This window comes from Mycobacterium lehmannii (assembly GCF_001499925.1).
In the GTDB taxonomy this organism is placed as follows: domain Bacteria; phylum Actinomycetota; class Actinomycetes; order Mycobacteriales; family Mycobacteriaceae; genus Mycobacterium; species Mycobacterium lehmannii.
This window is the reverse complement of record NZ_LQIR01000056.1, coordinates 204,665-221,351: the sequence shown is the minus strand read 5'-3', so window position 1 is coordinate 221,351 and position 16,687 is coordinate 204,665. Positions and strand designations below refer to the sequence as shown.

At 67.5% G+C, this 16,687-nt stretch carries 16 protein-coding genes and 1 tRNA gene; 7 read left to right on the top strand and 10 right to left on the bottom strand.

Annotated features, from left to right (window positions below; all coding sequences use genetic code 11):
• The first annotated feature begins 84 nt into the window (after positions 1–84).
• From AU192_RS21780 to dosR, 6 genes are all read left to right on the top strand, one after another.
• Positions 85–537: a DoxX family protein gene (locus AU192_RS21780; protein WP_064399583.1), complete on the top strand. Its 453-nt coding sequence runs from the start codon at positions 85–87 to the stop codon at positions 535–537.
• Between the two features lie 164 nt (positions 538–701).
• Entirely contained in the window at positions 702–1,040 is a 339-nt protein-coding gene (gene fdxA / locus AU192_RS21775) for a ferredoxin (protein WP_064399582.1), read from the top strand.
• 63 nt (positions 1,041–1,103) lie between these two features.
• Positions 1,104–2,513: a WS/DGAT/MGAT family O-acyltransferase gene (locus AU192_RS21770; protein ID WP_064399581.1), complete on the top strand. Its 1,410-nt coding sequence runs from the start codon at positions 1,104–1,106 to the stop codon at positions 2,511–2,513.
• Between the two features lie 6 nt (positions 2,514–2,519).
• Complete coding sequence (locus AU192_RS21765; protein WP_064399580.1) at positions 2,520–2,972, top strand: pyridoxamine 5'-phosphate oxidase family protein; 453 nt, start codon at positions 2,520–2,522, stop codon at positions 2,970–2,972.
• Complete coding sequence (locus AU192_RS21760) at positions 2,953–3,957, top strand: Acg family FMN-binding oxidoreductase (protein WP_278183974.1); 1,005 nt, start codon at positions 2,953–2,955, stop codon at positions 3,955–3,957. The genes AU192_RS21765 and AU192_RS21760 overlap by 20 nt, the downstream gene beginning before the upstream one ends.
• A 22-nt stretch (positions 3,958–3,979) precedes the next feature.
• Complete coding sequence (gene dosR, locus AU192_RS21755; RefSeq protein WP_064399579.1) at positions 3,980–4,618, top strand: hypoxia response regulator transcription factor DosR/DevR; 639 nt, start codon at positions 3,980–3,982, stop codon at positions 4,616–4,618.
• Here the strand turns inward: dosR and AU192_RS21750 are convergent.
• From AU192_RS21750 to AU192_RS21705, 10 genes are all read right to left on the bottom strand, one after another.
• Complete coding sequence (locus AU192_RS21750; RefSeq protein ID WP_064399578.1) at positions 4,615–5,592, bottom strand: Acg family FMN-binding oxidoreductase; 978 nt, start codon at positions 5,590–5,592, stop codon at positions 4,615–4,617. The two genes, dosR and AU192_RS21750, sit on opposite strands and share 4 nt — an antisense overlap.
• Positions 5,593–5,698: 106 nt before the next feature.
• Positions 5,699–6,640 (bottom strand): Ppx/GppA phosphatase family protein, encoded by a 942-nt coding sequence (locus tag AU192_RS21745; RefSeq protein ID WP_064399577.1) that lies wholly within the window; start codon positions 6,638–6,640, stop codon positions 5,699–5,701.
• Positions 6,633–7,130, bottom strand: coding sequence for a DUF501 domain-containing protein (locus AU192_RS21740; protein ID WP_064399622.1), 498 nt, complete (start codon positions 7,128–7,130; stop codon positions 6,633–6,635). The genes AU192_RS21745 and AU192_RS21740 overlap by 8 nt, the downstream gene beginning before the upstream one ends.
• Complete coding sequence (locus tag AU192_RS21735; protein WP_064399576.1) at positions 7,123–7,818, bottom strand: FtsB family cell division protein; 696 nt, start codon at positions 7,816–7,818, stop codon at positions 7,123–7,125. The genes AU192_RS21740 and AU192_RS21735 overlap by 8 nt, the downstream gene beginning before the upstream one ends.
• 14 nt (positions 7,819–7,832) lie before the next feature.
• A complete protein-coding gene (eno, locus tag AU192_RS21730) occupies positions 7,833–9,122 on the bottom strand; it encodes a phosphopyruvate hydratase (RefSeq protein WP_064399575.1) in 1,290 nt (429 codons plus the stop codon).
• A gap of 86 nt (positions 9,123–9,208) precedes the next feature.
• On the bottom strand, positions 9,209–9,940 hold the full coding sequence (locus AU192_RS21725; RefSeq protein WP_064399574.1) for a lytic transglycosylase domain-containing protein: 732 nt from the start codon (positions 9,938–9,940) through the stop codon (positions 9,209–9,211).
• Positions 9,941–10,043: 103 nt separating this feature from the next.
• Entirely contained in the window at positions 10,044–11,114 is a 1,071-nt protein-coding gene (locus tag AU192_RS21720) for a nucleoside triphosphate pyrophosphohydrolase (RefSeq protein ID WP_064399573.1), read from the bottom strand.
• 168 nt (positions 11,115–11,282) lie between these two features.
• Positions 11,283–11,858: a hypothetical protein gene (locus AU192_RS21715; RefSeq protein WP_064399572.1), complete on the bottom strand. Its 576-nt coding sequence runs from the start codon at positions 11,856–11,858 to the stop codon at positions 11,283–11,285.
• 257 nt (positions 11,859–12,115) lie between these two features.
• Entirely contained in the window at positions 12,116–15,751 is a 3,636-nt protein-coding gene (gene mfd, locus AU192_RS21710; RefSeq protein WP_064399571.1) for a transcription-repair coupling factor, read from the bottom strand.
• A gap of 76 nt (positions 15,752–15,827) precedes the next feature.
• Complete coding sequence (locus tag AU192_RS21705) at positions 15,828–16,433, bottom strand: TetR/AcrR family transcriptional regulator (protein ID WP_064350709.1); 606 nt, start codon at positions 16,431–16,433, stop codon at positions 15,828–15,830.
• Between the two features lie 159 nt (positions 16,434–16,592).
• Between AU192_RS21705 and AU192_RS21700 the strand changes: the two genes are divergently transcribed.
• A tRNA-Gln gene (locus tag AU192_RS21700) sits at positions 16,593–16,664 on the top strand.
• Positions 16,665–16,687: the final 23 nt, after the last annotated feature.

Genomic DNA, 16,687 nt, shown 5'->3' with positions numbered 1-16,687 from the left:
TCTATCACCAAAAACTCTTGACAAACTGAGGCGGAAGGTGTGCTCTAAAAGACATAACATTTATTTATAGAAAGGAACGGCGCCATGACCACCTCGAATGCGCCATCGACCGACCACTCGAAGAGCCCGCTGCTGCGCGCCCGAACCGATCCCGTCTACGCGGCCTACCTGATCCTGCGGATCGGGTTCTCGGTGCTGCCGATCGTGATGGGCCTCGACAAGTTCACCAACGTGCTGACCGACTGGGAGGGTTACCTCGCGCCGTGGATCGTCGACATCAGCCCGTTCACCGCGCACCAGACGATGTTGGTCGTCGGCGTGGTCGAGATCGTGGCCGGCATCGCGGTCGCGGTCAAACCGCGATACGCCGCGTACGTCGTCGCCATCTGGCTCGCGGGCATCATCGTCAACCTGCTCACCTACCCCGGGTTCTACGACGTCGCGTTGCGCGACTTCGGCCTGCTGCTGGGTGCGTTGACGTTGGGCCGGCTGGCCTCGGTGTACGACGCGCCGCTGCACACCCGCGCTACGCGTTGAGTCAGGCGCCGCCGACGTTGGGCGTGGCACGAGCTGGGATGTCCGTCGAGCTCGTGCCCACGCTCGACCGCACCGGCTTCGGCGCTGCGCCAGGGACTTTGGTCCTCGAAGCAACAGGCTTTCGACCCGCGACGACCGCGTCCGGCTGTTCTTACGCTGGGGCCATGACCTATGTGATCAGCAGTGCGTGTGTGGACGTGATGCACAAGTCCTGTGTGCCGGAATGCCCGGTCGATTGCATCTACGAGGGCGCGAGGTCGCTCTACATCAATCCCGACGAGTGCGTGGACTGCGGCGCGTGCAAGCTGGCGTGCGAAGAGGGCGCGATCTATTTCGAGACGGATCTGCCCGACGACGAGCACGGCCACCTCGCCGACAACGCCGCGTTCTTCACCGACGTCCTGCCGGGCCGCGATGCGCCCCTGGGCGCTCCGGGCGGCGCCGCCAAGCTCGGCCCGGTCGGCGCCGACGCACCCCTCGTCGCCGGCATGCCGCCGCGCTGACCACGGGCGAAGTAGGGACCTAAGGCCCTACTGCCACATCCGCCGGTCGCCGACAGTAAGGGTATGGAGCAGCTCACCACACTGGACGCGGGATTCCTACACGCCGAAGACTCCGACCCTCACGTGAGCCTCGCGATCGGGGCGATCGCCGTGCTCGCCGGGCCGATGCCCGAATTCGATTCGCTCGTCGCCGATCTCACCGAACGCGTGATGGCCGTTCCGCGCTTCCGGCAGATCCTGCGCACCCATCCACTCGACCTCGGCGCACCGGAGTGGGTGGAGGACGCGGGAGTCGACGCCTCCCACCACATCCGCCGGGCGGCGCTGCCCCGGCCCGGCGACGATACGGCGCTGTTCCGCTGGGCCGCCGAAGTGATGGAGCGGCGCTTGGACCGCGACCGGCCCCTGTGGGAGTGCTGGGTCGTCGACGGCCTGGCCCACAACCGCTGGGCGATCCTGATGAAGATCCACCACTGCATCGCCGACGGGGTCGCGGCGACCCATCTGCTCGCCCATCTGTGCGACGGACACGGCACCGAGACGTTCGCGACGGCACTCAGCGGCGCCCAACCGAAGCCGAAACCCTGGCGCCTGCCCGCTCTTTCGCTCAATCCAGTCGATTGGATGGCATCTGCGTGGCGTACGTCTCGCGACGTGACCACCACCGCGACCCAGGCGCTACACGGGGCCGTCGAGATCGCCGGCGGGCTGCTGCGGCCGGCCTCGCCGTCGTCGCTGACCGGTCCGGTGACCGATATGCGGCGCTACGCCTCCGTCGAGGTTTCGCTGCCCGACGTGCACCACATCTGTGAGCGGTTCGACGTCACGGTCAACGATGTAGCGCTGGCAGCGATCACCGACAGCTTCCGCACCATCCTGCTGCGCCGCGGCGAGAACCCCGGGCGCACGTCGCTGCGCACCCTGGTGCCGGTGTCGGTGCGGTCCGCCGATGCGGCGGGCGAACCCGACAACCGGGTATCGGTGATGCTGCCCTACCTCCCCGTCGAGAAGGACGACCCGATCCAGCAGCTGCAAACCGTGCACGCACGACTGGGCAAGTCCAAGGCGAGCGGACAGCGCGAGGCCGGAAACCTCTTCGTCACCGCGGCCAACGCGATTCCGTTCCCGCTGACGGCGTGGGCGGTTCGGGCCCTGACCCGGCTCCCCCAGCGGGGCATCGTGACACTGGCCACGAATGTGCCCGGCCCCCGCAAGCGGATGCGGCTCAAGGGCCGCGAAGTCATTCGGCTGCTGCCGATTCCGCCACTGGCACTTCGACTGCGAACCGGCATCGCGATCCTCAGCTACGCCGACCACCTGTCGTTTGGCATCATCGGCGACTACGACGCCGCGCCCGACGTCAACGAACTCGCCGACGGCATCGAACGCGCCGTTACCCGACTGGCCGACCTGAGCAACGGACACTGGCGTTGCACGCCCGTCGGCACCCTCGCTCTGGTCCAAGGAGGCTGAAAGACGATGACCAAAGGTCAAGAACTGGAGACCCTCAACCGCAGGCAATGCCTGGACCTACTACAGGGCGTGCGGGTGGGCAGGCTGGTCTTCACCGAGGACGCTCTGCCCGCGGTGCAGCCGGTGAACTTCCGGCTCTGGCATGACGACGTCGTGATCCGGGTCGCGGGCGGACCGAAGCTGGCCGCCGCGACCGACAACCAGGTCGTGGCCTTCCAGGCCGACGAGCTCGACGCGGACCTGCGCACCGGTTGGAGCGTCACCGTCGTCGGGCACGCCGAACCGATCACCGACGTCGACGAACTGGTCGAGTTGTCAGGAACATTTCTGCAGCCGTGGGTCGACGGTCGCCGGGACCACTTCGTGCGGATCCGCACCGAGAAAATGACCGGCCGCAGGTTTCGCGAACGCGGCCTCCCGCAGTACCGGAGCACCGACCATGATGCCGTCACGTCTTGAGGCCGAAAGGGCTTCCACGCCCACGACGATCGACATCGAAGTCGTCGTCAACGCGGTCGAGTTGGCGTGCCGGGCCCCGTCGTTGCACAACAGCCAACCGTGGCGATGGGTGATCGGCAAGACCACGATCGAGCTTCATGCCGACCGCTCCCGGGTGATCCGCTCAACCGACAACTCGGGGCGTGAAGCCCTGATCGCCTGCGGTGCAGCGCTCGACCACTTCCGCGTCGCGATGGCCGCCGCCGGCTGGGACACCTCGGTCGAGACGTTCCCCGACCCCGACAGGCCCGAGCATCTCGCGTCGGTGCGCGTCTGCGCCCCGGCACCCGTCACACCGAGCGCACGCGAGCGCGCCGACGCCATCCTGACCCGCCGCACCGACCGTCTGCCGTTCCGGGCGCCCGATGACAGCCTCGACGTCGTGCTGTCGAATCGACCCGAGGGAACCTTCGTCGACACACTGCAGGCCGCAACGCATGCCGAGCTGGCCGAGGCTTCCCGGCTCACCGAGTCGCTGCGTTCGCACGACGATCGCTACCACGGTGAATTGCAGTGGTGGACCACGCCTTTCCGGCTGTCCGAAGGCATTCCGCCCAGCGCGCTGGTGTCGGAGTCCGAACGGCGGCGCGTCGGCGTCAACCGAAGCTTCCGGCCCAGCGGCCACCTCGACCGCCGCAGCGGAACCGCGCTCGACGAGGCCGACGTCGTGGTGTTGTCGACACCGGCGGACACCCGCGAGGACGCGTTCATCAGCGGTCAGGCGCTGTCGCGGGTGTTGCTCGACCTCACGGCCGCCGGGTTGGCAACCTGCACGATGACCCATCTGACCGAGGTGGAGGCCGGGCGCGACGCCATCCGCCGGCTGACAGGACGCGACGCGGTCCCCCAGGCCTTGATTCGAGTGGGTAAAGTGCCGACGATCGAAAACACGCCGGCACCGACGCCGAGACGGGCGGTGCGGGAAGTGCTGGAGATTCGCCGTTGAGGCGCTGATCGGAAGGGCTCACATGGTCACGGTCTTCCTGGTCGACGACCATGAAGTCGTCCGACGCGGACTGGTCGACCTGCTCGGATCAGACCCAGAACTCGAGGTGGTCGGCGAGGCCGGATCGGTCGCCGAGGCGATGGTCAGGATCCCCGCGGTCCGGCCCGATGTCGCCGTCCTCGACGTGCGGCTCCCCGACGGCAACGGAATCGAACTGTGCCGCGACCTGTTGTCCGATCTGCCCGACCTGCGCTGCCTGATGTTGACCTCGTACACCTCCGACGAGGCCATGCTCGATGCGATCCTGGCAGGCGCCAGCGGGTTCGTCATCAAGGACATCAAGGGCATGGAGCTGGCGCAGGCGATCAAGGATGTCGGCGCCGGCAGATCGCTTCTCGACAACCGCGCCGCGGCGGCGCTGATGGCCAAGTTGCGCGGCTCGGCCGACCGCAAGGATCCCCTCTCCGGGTTGACCGACCAGGAGCGCACGCTGCTCGGGTTGCTCGGCGAAGGCCTGACCAACAGGCAGATCGCGGCACGGATGTTCCTGGCGGAGAAGACCGTCAAGAACTATGTGTCACGGTTGCTCGCCAAACTCGGCATGGAGCGCCGGACGCAGGCCGCGGTGTTCGTGTCCAAGCTGGACCGTCGGCAGGACTAGTCCAACCACTGAACCACATCGGCCAGCGCGCGCCGCGGCGTGGACGGCAGCGGGTCGGCGTTCACCGGCGCCCAACCCACGCGCAACAGCATCTGGGGGTAGCCGTAATCGCCGAAAACGTCTTCCCGCACGGCTTCCCGCGTCTCGGCGATCTCCAGCGGTTCGGTCACCGGGCAGCTCGCCAGGCCCAGTGCCGTCGCCGTGAGCAGGACGAGGCTGCATGCCTCACCCGCGCGCAGCCGCGCCAGCGGGGTGTCTTCCTTGGTTCCCAGCGCCAGCACCGTCGCCGAGTCGTCCTCGGGTGAGGCGTCGGGCGGCTGGGCCAGGGCGGGGCCGGCGAAGTGCCTGGCAGGTATCGCTGCGTGGGGATCCGACACCGGGGTGTTCCTGGCGGGCACACCGGCCACCGACGCGTGCCGTCCGCTCCATGCGGTCAGCTCGCGCAAATACGCGTCGTCGGCGGCGTGCTCCTGGACCGCTTGCGCCACAACATGTTGCAACTTTGGCAGTTGTGCAACTTGCCGCAGCATGACGCCGTAACGCGCCGCCCTCGCACCCATCAAGGCGATGTCGGCCTCCGGGACGGACCAGGAGTTGTAGAGGCGACGGTCGGTGCGGCGCCGCGGGATCGCCGCGGCCAGAACGATGTCGAGTTCGCCTGCGGCTTGCCGGCTCAGCTCGATGGCGGCCAGGTGTTGCGGTTCTGCCGGGTTGGGGAACCGGTGAACCCTGGCGTGCCAACCGAGCGCCGCCAGCGCGACGACGGCGTGGTGCAGGGCGATCCCGCAACTGAGGTGCAGGTCACGGCTGTCTGGATCGGCACTGGGTAGCCGACGGTCCAGATCGGCGTACAGGTGCAGGCTTTCGTCGCCCACCCGCCACTGCCACGGCTGCGAGTTGTGAATGGAGGGCGCCCTGGTGGCCAGCGACAACGCGGTTCGCACGGTGTCCCGGTCGGGGAAGTGAACGTTCATGGCGGTCCTGCTCTCCTGTGTCAGTGTTCCTGACTCCACAGTGGCCGGGATGCAGGGCCCTCGGCTAGTGACGAAGGTCCCCGATGCGGGGGGACGAGGTCGACAGTCAGCCGGCGATCGACAGCGCGATGCCGTCGAGGATGTCGTGCTCGCTGACCGTCAGCTCCTCGATACCCGCCCGTTGTTGCAGTGCGGCAGCCAGCTCCTCGACGATGATCGCCCCACCGCCGATGACGTCGACGCGGCCCTCATGCATCGGCCCCAGCTGCGCGCGTTGGGCTCGCGGCATCGCGATGAGCCCCTCGCACACGTTCAGCAGTTCGCCGAACCGAACACGGGACAGGTGAATCGCATCCGAGTCGTAGACGGGCATCTTCTGCGCCAGCGCCGACAGCGTCGTCATGGTGCCGGCCACTCCGACCCAGGTACGGGCCTGTTCGACGGGCACCGCCCGGAACGCCTCGTGCAGCCCTTCGCGCACCACATCACGCGCCGCGGCGATCTCCTCTGCGGTTGGCGGGTCCGAGTGCAGGCAGCGCTCGGTGAGCCGGACGCATCCGATGTCGGCCGAATAGCCTGCGGTCATCTCGTCGCTACCGAGCACCACTTCGGTCGACCCGCCGCCCAAGTCGACGACCACGAACGGCGCTGCCGCCGAGTCCAGTTCGCCAACCGCACCGTTGAACGAGAGCGCGGCCTCCTCGGCGCCGGTGATCACCTCGGCTACCGCACCGGGCACAACGGCGCCCAGCACCGCGGCCGTCATCGCGAAGAAGACGTCGCGGTTCGCGGCATCCCTGGTCGCCGAGGTCGCCACCATCCGGACGTCGTCGACGCCGTGGTGGCGCATCAGCTCGGCGTAATCGGCCAACGCCGACTCCGTGCGCGACAGTGCCTCCGGCGCGAATTGCCCTGTGGCATCGACACCTTGACCCAATCGGACGATGCGCATCTCGCGGTGCACGTCGGCCAGCTTGCCGTCGACCTGGTCGGCGATCAGCAGGCGGATGGAGTTGGTACCGCAGTCAATCGCGCCGACCCTACTCATGGGCCCACCTTTCCGGATCGATGATGCCTTCGATCGCGGGATCGTCGGCCAGCGCCGCCAGCGCTTCGTCGCCGAACGGATTGACGCCCGGACCCTTCGCCAGCGAATGGGCGATCAGCACGTGCAGGCACTTGACCCGGTCCGGCATGCCTCCTCCGGAGAACGTCGTCCCGAGAGGTTCGATCGCGTCGCGCTCGGCGAGATAGGACTCGTGCGCCTTGCGGTACGCCCGCGCCAGCTCGGCGTCGCCTTGCAGCCGCTCGGTCATCTCCCGCATCATGCCCGACGATTCCAGCCTGCTCGCGGCGGCGGTCAACACCGGGTGGGTGAGGTAGTACAACGTCGGAAACGGCGTGCCGTCAGGCAGTTTCGGCGCGGTCTTGACGACGCCGGGCTCACCGTTGGGACACCGGTAGGCAATCTGAAGGACGCCGCGCGGCGCGCGTCCGAGCTGGCGCTCGACGGCGTCGAGGTCTGCGGGGTCAACCACCGGGAGCGGGCGGGGGCGGAGGCGGCGGTTGGGGCGCACCGGGTGCGGTCGGTGGTGGACCGGGTGTGATCCCATGTGGCTCATCGGCGATCGTGTGCCACAGCGCGGTGTACCACGGCTGACCGCGGTCGACGGCTTCTGGTTCCTGATCGGGTGTGCCGGGCACCACCGCACCGGGAGGCAGCTGCACCTGATACGGAATCTCGCCGGGCATCACGAAACCGAGCCGTTCGCGGGCCTGCGCGGCGATGAACACCGGGTCGGCCAGCTTCACCTTCTGCTGTTCGAGCTCGGCGATCTGGGTCCGCAGTTGCTGTTCGGTCGCTTTGAGTTGCTTCATCTCCGTGCGCTGTGCGAAATAAGTGCGGACCGGCCCGGCGATCGTCAGCGTCAGCACGCACACCACCACCGCGAGGATGGCCGCGCGCCGCGCCGCGGACCCGAACCGCTGCTCGGACTGCTGCTCGGCCGATTCCGCGATGGCGCGGCGGATGACGACACCGGTTTCCTGGGATTTGGCCGGGGCATCGGCCGCTGCCTCGGTCGCGGGCCGCGAGTCGGTGGTACGCGGCTCGCGACGTGCGGCGACCCGCGGACGGCCCCTGCCCGCACCGCCTGCCTTGCCCGACTTCCCGGGTCGGGAGGTCGGTGACCGGCGCTTGGGGTCGGGCCGTTTCGCTTCGGGCACAGGCCGTTACCGGACTATCTGGCTTCCATCGCGAACCGCGGGAAGGCGAGGTCGCCGGCGTAGCGGGCGGCGTCGCCGAGGTTCTCCTCGATGCGCAGCAGCTGGTTGTACTTGGCGACGCGCTCACTGCGGGCCGGGGCGCCGGTCTTGATCTGACCGCTGCCCACCGCAACCGAGAGGTCCGCGATCGTGGTGTCCTCGGTCTCGCCGCTGCGGTGGCTCATCATCGTGCGGTAGCCGCTGTTGTGGGCCAGCGCCACCGCATCGAGCGTCTCGGTGAGCGTGCCGATCTGGTTCACCTTCACCAAAAGTGCGTTGGCGGCGCCCTTTTGAATACCGTCCTCGAGTCGCTCCGGGTTGGTGACGAACAGGTCGTCGCCGACCAGCTGCACGCGATCCCCGATGGCCGACGTCAGCGCGACCCAGCCGTCCCAGTCGTCTTCGGACAGCGGGTCCTCGATCGACACCAGCGGATACGTGTCGAGCAGACCCGCGTAGAAGGTGCCCATCTGTTCGGCGGTGCGCACCTCATTCTCGAACTTGTAGCCCTGTCCGTCGGAGTAGAACTCGGTCGCGGCGACGTCGAGTGCGAGCGCCACATCCGAGCCGGCCTTGAACCCGGCTGACTCGATGGCCGACAGGATCAGGTCGAGCGCGGCCGTGGTGCCGGCCACGTCGGGAGCGAACCCGCCTTCGTCGCCGAGACCGGTCGCCAGGCCCTGCGCCTTGAGCACCGACTTGAGCGAGTGGTACACCTCGGTGCCCCAGCGCAGCGCCTCCTTGAACGACGCCGCGCCGATCGGGGCCACCATGAACTCCTGCACGTCGACGCCGGTGTCGGCGTGTGCGCCGCCGTTGAGGATGTTCATCATCGGCACCGGGAGGATGTGGGCATTGGGGCCGCCGAGGTAGCGGAACAGGTCGAGATCGGCCGCCTGAGCCGCGGCCTTGGCCACGGCCAGCGAGGCGCCCAGGATCGCGTTGGCCCCGAGGCGTGATTTGTCGGGTGTGCCGTCGAGGTCGAGCAGCGCCTGGTCGACGAGGCGCTGGTCGTCGGCCTGCAGCCCGATGATGGCCGGCGCGATCTCGTCGAGGACGGCCTCGACCGCCTTCTCGACGCCCTTCCCGCCGTACCGTGAGCCGCCGTCGCGGAGTTCGACAGCTTCGTGCTCGCCCGTCGAGGCGCCCGACGGCACGGCGGCGCGGGCGAACGACCCGTCGCCCAGCAGAACCTCAACCTCGACCGTCGGGTTTCCCCGGGAGTCGAGGATCTCTCGGGCTCCGACCTGATCGATAGTGGGCACTGGCGTCTCCTTGGTGTCCTCGGTGTGGGGGCGAGAGTTTTCGCGTCAACCGACGAGCCTAGAGCCTTCCTGTTCGGCAGGCGTGTCTAGAGGGGGTGCCCGTTGGCGTAAGCGGTCGCCCAGTCCCGCACGGTCCGCGCGTACTGGTCGGAATGGTTGTAGGCACGCAGCGCGTTCATCCATCCGCGCGGGGTGGCCAGGTCCTTGCCGGTCCAGCACAGGTAGCCCGCTGCCGACAGCGCCGCATCGTCCATGTTGTCGGCGTTGATCTGGCCGTCGTTGTTGGCGTCGACGCCGTAGTGGCCCCACGTCTCGGGGATGAACTGCATCGGGCCCATCGCGCGGGCATGCTTCGAGTCGCCGTCATGGCTGATCGCGGAGTCGTCGAAGATCTCGAGGTTGCCGTTGGTCCCGTCGAGCCACACCCCCCGAATGGGTGGTTCGACGTCGCCGTTAGCGCCGATCGCCGCGCCGCGGTACGTGCCATGGTGGCTTTCCACCTGCCCGATCCCGGCCAGCGTCGTCCAGGCCAACTTGCAGTCCGGGTTCTCCACCTCGGCCACCCGGGCCGCATAGGCGTACGCCTCGAGCGCGGCGACCGGTATGCCCAGCTTGGGGGCGCGTTCGGCGGCCCATTCGTGAAGCTGATCGGCCGGGCGGCCCTTGGCGTAGGTGTCGATCTGAGGCACCGGGTCGCCCGGCGGCGGCGGTACGCCCTCAGGGATGGGCGTCCCGAGCTGCCACGAGCAGCTAGAAGCCAAGAGCAGCGCCGTCGCTCCTAGAACGGCGACAGCACGCAGCCAACGCACCGGCGACACCAAACTCCCTCAACCAACTTCGGTCGCTGCCCATGGTCCCACGTGTTCGGGACGTCGCGGCTCAGCGTCGGGAGCGATTCGGGTGCACAAATTCTTCACGGGGTCAGGACGCCGAATCGGCAACTTCAGCCTCAGCAGCCTCATCGGCCACCTCTGCTTCTTTGGTTTCATCGGCGTCGTCATTGGTCTCATCTGGTTCAATCGCGTCGTCCTCGCCGTCTGTTTCGTCCGCGCGATCGGACGGCCAGTGCGCGCGCCACTCGTCTTCGGTCACGACGCCGAGTGGGCTGGCGTCGAGCTCCTCTGGCACATCGTCACCTCGACGGTCGACGGCGATCGCCCGCTCCGCGCGTCGCACCGTATCCATGAACTCCAAAACAGCTGAACGCAAGGTGTTTTCGGCATCGCTACCCACCGCTACCGTCACCGACGTGACCGCATGGGGGATCAGGTCCGCAGGCAGCCCAGCGGCACTCACCCGCTCGATCACCTTCTGCGCCAACGCCAAAGCGGGCTGAGCCGTCGGCACGTCGTCCATCGTGGAATGCGCCCGCTTCGCCTTCTTCTCCAGCGCCTTGCGCTCCTCCCACTGGGCGAGCTGGTCGTCCAGCGAGATCGGCTCCCCGGCCAGCACCGCGGGTACGCGGTTGCCCAGCTTGCGTACCAGCGCGTCGGCGACGTCGTCGATGCCGAACGAATTCTGTGGTGCGTCTTCGGCGATGCGGGCGTGAAAAAGGACCTGTAGCAACACGTCTCCGAGTTCGTCGCGCAGCGCGTGAGCGTCGCCGCTGTGCACGGCGTCGAACACCTCGTAGGTTTCCTCGAGCAGGTAGCGGCGCAGCGAGTCGTGCGTCTGCTCGCTCTCCCAGGGCCCGGAGGTGCGCAGTTTGTCCATCATCGCGACGGCGTCGACCAAACGTTCACCCGGCGCGGCCTCGGGCGCCGAGATCACCCTGTCTCCGGCCGCCAACCGGGCCTTGACCGCGGGGTGCTCGGGATCCGAGGACAGCAGCACCGGCGCGTCCTCGCCGTCGTATGCCGGCCGCGCCGAGGGCAACGACCAGGGCACCTTGATCGGCATCTCCTCGGTGTACTGGACGTCGCCGGCCAGCAGGGCGATCGCGTCGATCGGGATCAGGGACGGGCGTCGGGGGTCGACCAAAACGACGGTCATCGGGTTACACCCCCTCACGCGTTTTGTCCGAATCGCTGACCTCGGTTATACCAACACCTCGTCCGCCCCCGAAGCGCGCAGAACCTGGCTCCCCGCTTTCGTGCGCCCCGACCGGCGATGGCCGCCCTGCCTGGCGGCAGGACGGCCATCGTGTCCCTATCTGGTTGCTCAGGACACCGGCTCGAACGGCTCGTCCGGGAGGACCCAGTGGCCCGGCTTCTCATCGAAGAACGGATTGACGACCCCATTCACATCCGGAAGCTTCTTCAGCTGCCCGGGCGGAATTCCGTAGAACGGGTTAGGAACCCCGTTGATGAACGGCGAGTTCTTCAGCTGCCCCGGCGGGATGTGCCCGTGCGGGAGCTTGAAGTAGTTGTCCACCTCAGGGAACTGCACCTCGGGCAGCTCCACATCGGGAGCGTTCACGCTCGGAACATCCACATCGGGCAGGTTCACCCGCGGAACATTCACATCGGGAACGTTCACACCCGGCACGTTCACATCGGGAACGTTCACACCCGGCACGTTCACATCAGGAACGTTCACAGCCGGCACGTCGACATCCGGCGCGTTGACAGCCGGAATGTTCACATCGGGAACGTTCACGCTCGGAACGGGCACCGGAGGCGGTTGCGGGATGTTGATGTGCGGTTGCGCCTGTGCCAGACCTGCGCCCAGGCCAAGCGCGCCGAGTCCGAGTGCACCGGTCATCGTGGTGGTCACTGCCAGTTTCTTGAAGTCCATCGAAAACTCCTTCGCCTTGCGTCATCGCGACACGCACCGATTGCTCGGTGGCATCGTGTGATGTTCGGTTTAGGAAATTGCTTAACCACCTGTTTCAGGTGATCGACGCCCTCGGTTTGGACGACTTCCCTCGGTTTAGAAGGCAAGCAACACCTTGACCCCCCGACGGGTATGTCGGACCGGCATGACGGTGCGTTAACAGCGCTTCTGGATTCGGGCCGGGCGCGGCACTCTTGAAAGCCCACCTGACCAGGCGATCAACCAGACGAAATCGGGCTCGAAATTATGTCGACGCTGCCCTGTGGTTTCCCATCCAACGCCAAGATCAGGTCGGCGACCATCTGCACCAACTCGAGGTCGCGGATGCGCGGTGCGCCGATGCCGTTGCCGGCACGCGGGATAGGCACCTGCACCGTCGACGTGGTCGCCCGGTAACCGGCGCTCGGGTACATCCGCTTGAGCCGGAGTTGTTGCGAATCCATCAGCTGCAGCGGGGAGAGCCGAACCGTCGACTCCGACACCGAGCTGACTTCGGTGACGCCGTAGGCCTTCAACAGCAACCGCAGACGCGCGACGGCCACGAGGCGCCGCGCGGGTTCGGGTAGCGGACCGTAGCGGTCGACGAGTTCTTCGACGACGGCGTCCACCGCCTCCTGATCCGCGGCCGCCGCCAGCCTGCGATAGCCCTCCAACCGGAGCCGGTCGCTGCCGATGTAGTCCGGTGGCAGGTGCGCGTCGACGGGCAGATCGATTCGTACGTCCTTCGGTTCTTCCGGTGCGGCAACGGTTTCACCGTCCGCGGCGGCACGATAGGCCTCGACAGCTTCGCCCACCAGACGCACATAGAGGTCGAAGCCGACACCGGCGACGTGTCCGGACTGTTCGGCGCCGAGCACGTTGCCCGCGCCGCGAATCTCCAGGTCCTTCATGGCCACTGCCATGCCCGCGCCGAGCTCGTTGTTCTGCGCGATGGTGGCCAGCCGGTCGTAAGCGGTCTCGGTGAGCGGAACCTCCGGCGGATACAGGAAATACGCGTACCCGCGTTCACGGCTACGACCGACCCGGCCCCTGAGCTGATGCAACTGGGACAGACCGAAGGTGTCGGCGCGTTCGACGATCAACGTATTGGCGTTGGAGATGTCCAGGCCTGTCTCGACGATCGTCGTGCAGACCAGAATGTCGTATTCGCGATTCCAGAAACCTTCGACTGTGCGCTCGAGCTGTTCCTCGGGCATCTGGCCGTGCGCGACGACCACGCGCGCCTCGGGCACCAGTGCCGAAACACGCGCGGCCGCTTGGTCGATGGTCCTGACCCGGTTGTGGATGTAGAACGCCTGCCCGTCGCGCAGCAGTTCGCGGCGCAGCGCGGCGGCGATCTGTTTGTCGTCGTGGGGCCCGACGTAGGTCAGCACCGGATAACGCTCCTCGGGCGGAGTGAGGATCGTCGACATCTCCCGGATACCTGCCAGGCTCATCTCCAGCGTGCGCGGGATGGGGGTGGCACTCATGGTCAGCACGTCGACGTGGGTCCGCAACGACTTGATGTGCTCTTTGTGCTCGACGCCGAAACGCTGTTCCTCGTCGACCACGATCAGGCCGAGATCCTTCCACGTCACGCCCGTCTGCAGCAGGCGGTGTGTACCGATCACGATATCGACGCTGCCGTCCTTCATGCCCTCGAGCACCGCGCGCGATTCGGCCGGGTCGGTGAACCGCGACAAGCCCTTGACGGTGACCGGGAACCCCGCCATCCGCTCGGAGAAGGTCTGCAGGTGCTGGTCGGCCAGCAGCGTCGTCGGCACCAGCACCGCGACCTGCTTACCGTCCTGCACCGCCTTGAACGCCGCCCGCACCGCGATCTCGGTCTTGCCGTAGCCGACGTCGCCGCAGATCACCCGGTCCATCGGGATCGGCTTTTCCATGTCGGCCTTGACCTCGGTGATCGCGGTCAGCTGATCGACGGTCTCGGTGAAGCCGAACGCGTCCTCCATCTCGGCCTGCCACGGGCTGTCAGGGGCGAACGCGTGGCCGGGCGAGGCCTGTCGCTTGGCGTACAAAGACACCAGTTCGGCGGCGATCTCGCGAACTGCGCGGCGTGCCTTGGTCTTTGTGTTGGTCCAGTCACTGCCGCCCAGCCGCGACAGCGTCGGCGACTCCCCGCCGACGTAGCGGGACAACTGATCAAGCGAGTCCATCGGCACGTAGAGCTTGTCGGTGCCGCCACCCCGTTTCGAGGAGGCGTATTCGAGCACCAGGTACTCGCGACGGGCGCCGCCGACGACACGCTCGGTCATCTCGACGAACCGGCCGATGCCATGTTGGTCGTGCACCACCAGGTCGCCTGCGGTCAGCGCCAGCGGGTCAACCACGTTGCGCCGCTTGGCCGCAAGCCTCTTGCCTTCGGCGGCGGTCGCGCGGTTGCCGGTGAGGTCGCTCTCGGTGATCACCACCAGCTTCGCGCCCGGCATCACGACACCGTCGTGCAGTGGGCCCTTGAGCACGCCGACGACGCCGTCCTTGAGCGAGCCACCGGGCTCCAAAAGTCCTGCCGGAACATCGGATTCGGCAAGCTGCTCGACAACGCGCTGCGCGGTGCCCGCGCCGGCCGTGACGACCGCGGCGCAACCGCCGGTCGCAACGTGGGCGCGCAGCATGGCGAAGATCTCGCCGATACTTGCTTGCGAACCGCGCGCCGACGGGGCGGGCCGGATATCCACCTCGAATCCGGCTTCGTCGGACAGCTGGCTCAACGTCCACCACGGATGTCCGCCCTCGCGGGCGGCGGCGCGCGCATCGTCGAGTTCGACGAAACCCGACGCACCCAAAGCCTCGAGGTCGATCGGGGTGTCACCGCCCACCGCCGCCGTCGACCAGGACGCCTCCAGGAACTCGCCGCCCGTCTTGATCAGATCGGCGGCCCGGGTGCGGACCTTCTCCGGATCGCAGATCAGCAGCGGCATGCCGTCGGGCAGCAGATCCGACAACGTCGACAGCGCGTCGGGACGCAACAGCGGGAGCAGGGCTTCCATCCCGTCGACCGGGATGCCCTCGGACAGCTTGGCCAGCAGGTCGGGCACGGTGCCGGGCAGCGTGTTCTCGTGAACGGGGTGCTCGCGGGCCAGTTCGACGGCGCGCTCTCGGACGTCGTCGGTCAGCAGCACCTCACGGCACGGAACGGCGATGACGGTTTCGATGTCGACCTCGGGGATCGACCGCTGGTCGGCGACCGCGAACATCCGCATCTCGGACACCTCGTCGCCCCAGAACTCGATGCGAACCGGATGCTCGTAGGTCGGCGGGAACAGGTCGAGAATGCCGCCGCGCACCGCGAACTCGCCGCGCTTGCCGACCATGTCGACGCGGGTGTAGGCGAGTTCGACCAACCGGGCGATCAGACCGTCGAACTCCGCCTCGACGCCCACGCTCAAGGTCACCGGTTCCACGTCGGCCACGTCGGGCACCATCGGCTGCAGCAGCGAGCGCACGGTGGTGACCACCACTTGCAGCGGCGGGCCTAGACGCGCGTCGTCGGGATGGGTCAGCCTGCGCAGCAACATGAGCCGAGCGCCCACGGTGTCGACTCCCGGGGACAGCCGCTCGTGCGGCAGCGTCTCCCACGAGGGCAACATCGCGACGGTTTCACCGAACACGCCACGCAGTTCGGCGGTCAGATCGTCGGCCTCGCGCCCGGTGGCGGTCACGACGACCAGCGCAGAGGCGTGCGCGATCGCGGACGCGACGAAAGCGCGGGCGGCGGCCGGGCCGACGATGGCGAGATCGGCGGGCTTGTCGGCGGCGCGGCGCGAGATCTCGGCGAGGGAGGGATCTCGTAGGGCCAGTTCGACGAGCCCGGCGATCGGGGTTGGGACGGACAGGGTCCCCGATGCGGTCATGATGCTTCCATCGTAGGCACGCGCCGAAAGGCTTGCCGCGACGAGGGTTTGCGCGGATCCGCTGACGAGATCTACGTCACTCGTCGAGCAACGGCGGATCGTTCTCCAGATGCATCAGCCCGTTCCAGCACAGGTTGACCAGATGCGCTGCGACGACCTCTTTCTTGGGCTCGCGTACGTCGAGCCACCACTGCGCGGTCATCGACACCGAGCCGACCAACGCCTGGGCGTAGAGCGGCGCCATCTCCGGGTCCAGTCCGCGGCGGGAGAAGTCGCCGGCCAGGATCGAGGACACCTGGTTGACGGCCTCGTTGAGCAGCGTCGAATAGGTGCTGCCTGAGGTGATCGACGCCGGGGAGTCACGGATCAGGATGCGGAAGCCGTCGGTGCGTTCGTCGACGTAGGTCAGCAGGGCGAGCGCGACGCGTTCGATGCGCAGCCGCGAGCGGTTGTTGGTCATCCGGGTCAGCGAGGAGGTGATCCCGTCGAGCAACGCCGACATCTCGCGGTCGACGACCACCGCGTAGAGGCCCTCTTTGCCGCCGAAGTGCTCGTAGACGACGGGCTTGGAGACGTTCGCGCGCTGGGCGATCTCCTCGATCGAGGTGCCCTCGTAGCCGCGCTCGGCGAAGAGCTTGCGCGCGACCTCGATGAGCTGGTGGCGCCGCTCGGCGCCCGTCATCCGCGCCCGCGGTGCCCTGACCTCCTTGTCGAGTGCTGCCACGGTCACCAGGGTAGATGCAGATGTAGTGGTCGGGCGGCGATCAGACGGCGAGGCGCCTGCCGTCGGGAACAAACGAAGAGGGGTCCGGCGATTGGACTAGCATCACGAGTTGTCCGATCCGTCGTGGTGTAATCGGCAGCACCTCTGATTTTGGTTCAGATAGTTCAGGTTCGAGTCCTGGCGACGGAGCAATTTGGCCGCGATTGTGCGCT

Excerpts from the sequence above, each read along its gene's own strand:
- AU192_RS21780 (WP_064399583.1), top strand. The coding sequence starts at position 85 with ATGACCACCTCGAATGCGCCATCGACCGACCACTCGAAGAGCCCGCTG.
- fdxA (WP_064399582.1), top strand. The coding sequence starts at position 702 with ATGACCTATGTGATCAGCAGTGCGTGTGTGGACGTGATGCACAAGTCC.
- AU192_RS21770 (WP_064399581.1), top strand. The coding sequence starts at position 1,104 with ATGGAGCAGCTCACCACACTGGACGCGGGATTCCTACACGCCGAAGAC.
- AU192_RS21765 (WP_064399580.1), top strand. The coding sequence starts at position 2,520 with ATGACCAAAGGTCAAGAACTGGAGACCCTCAACCGCAGGCAATGCCTG.
- AU192_RS21760 (WP_278183974.1), top strand. The coding sequence starts at position 2,953 with ATGATGCCGTCACGTCTTGAGGCCGAAAGGGCTTCCACGCCCACGACG.
- dosR (WP_064399579.1), top strand. The coding sequence starts at position 3,980 with ATGGTCACGGTCTTCCTGGTCGACGACCATGAAGTCGTCCGACGCGGA.
- AU192_RS21750 (WP_064399578.1), bottom strand. The coding sequence starts at position 5,592 with ATGAACGTTCACTTCCCCGACCGGGACACCGTGCGAACCGCGTTGTCG.
- AU192_RS21745 (WP_064399577.1), bottom strand. The coding sequence starts at position 6,640 with ATGAGTAGGGTCGGCGCGATTGACTGCGGTACCAACTCCATCCGCCTG.
- AU192_RS21720 (WP_064399573.1), bottom strand. The coding sequence starts at position 11,114 with ATGACCGTCGTTTTGGTCGACCCCCGACGCCCGTCCCTGATCCCGATC.
- AU192_RS21715 (WP_064399572.1), bottom strand. The coding sequence starts at position 11,858 with ATGGACTTCAAGAAACTGGCAGTGACCACCACGATGACCGGTGCACTC.
- mfd (WP_064399571.1), bottom strand. The coding sequence starts at position 15,751 with ATGACCGCATCGGGGACCCTGTCCGTCCCAACCCCGATCGCCGGGCTC.
- AU192_RS21705 (WP_064350709.1), bottom strand. The coding sequence starts at position 16,433 with ATGACGGGCGCCGAGCGGCGCCACCAGCTCATCGAGGTCGCGCGCAAG.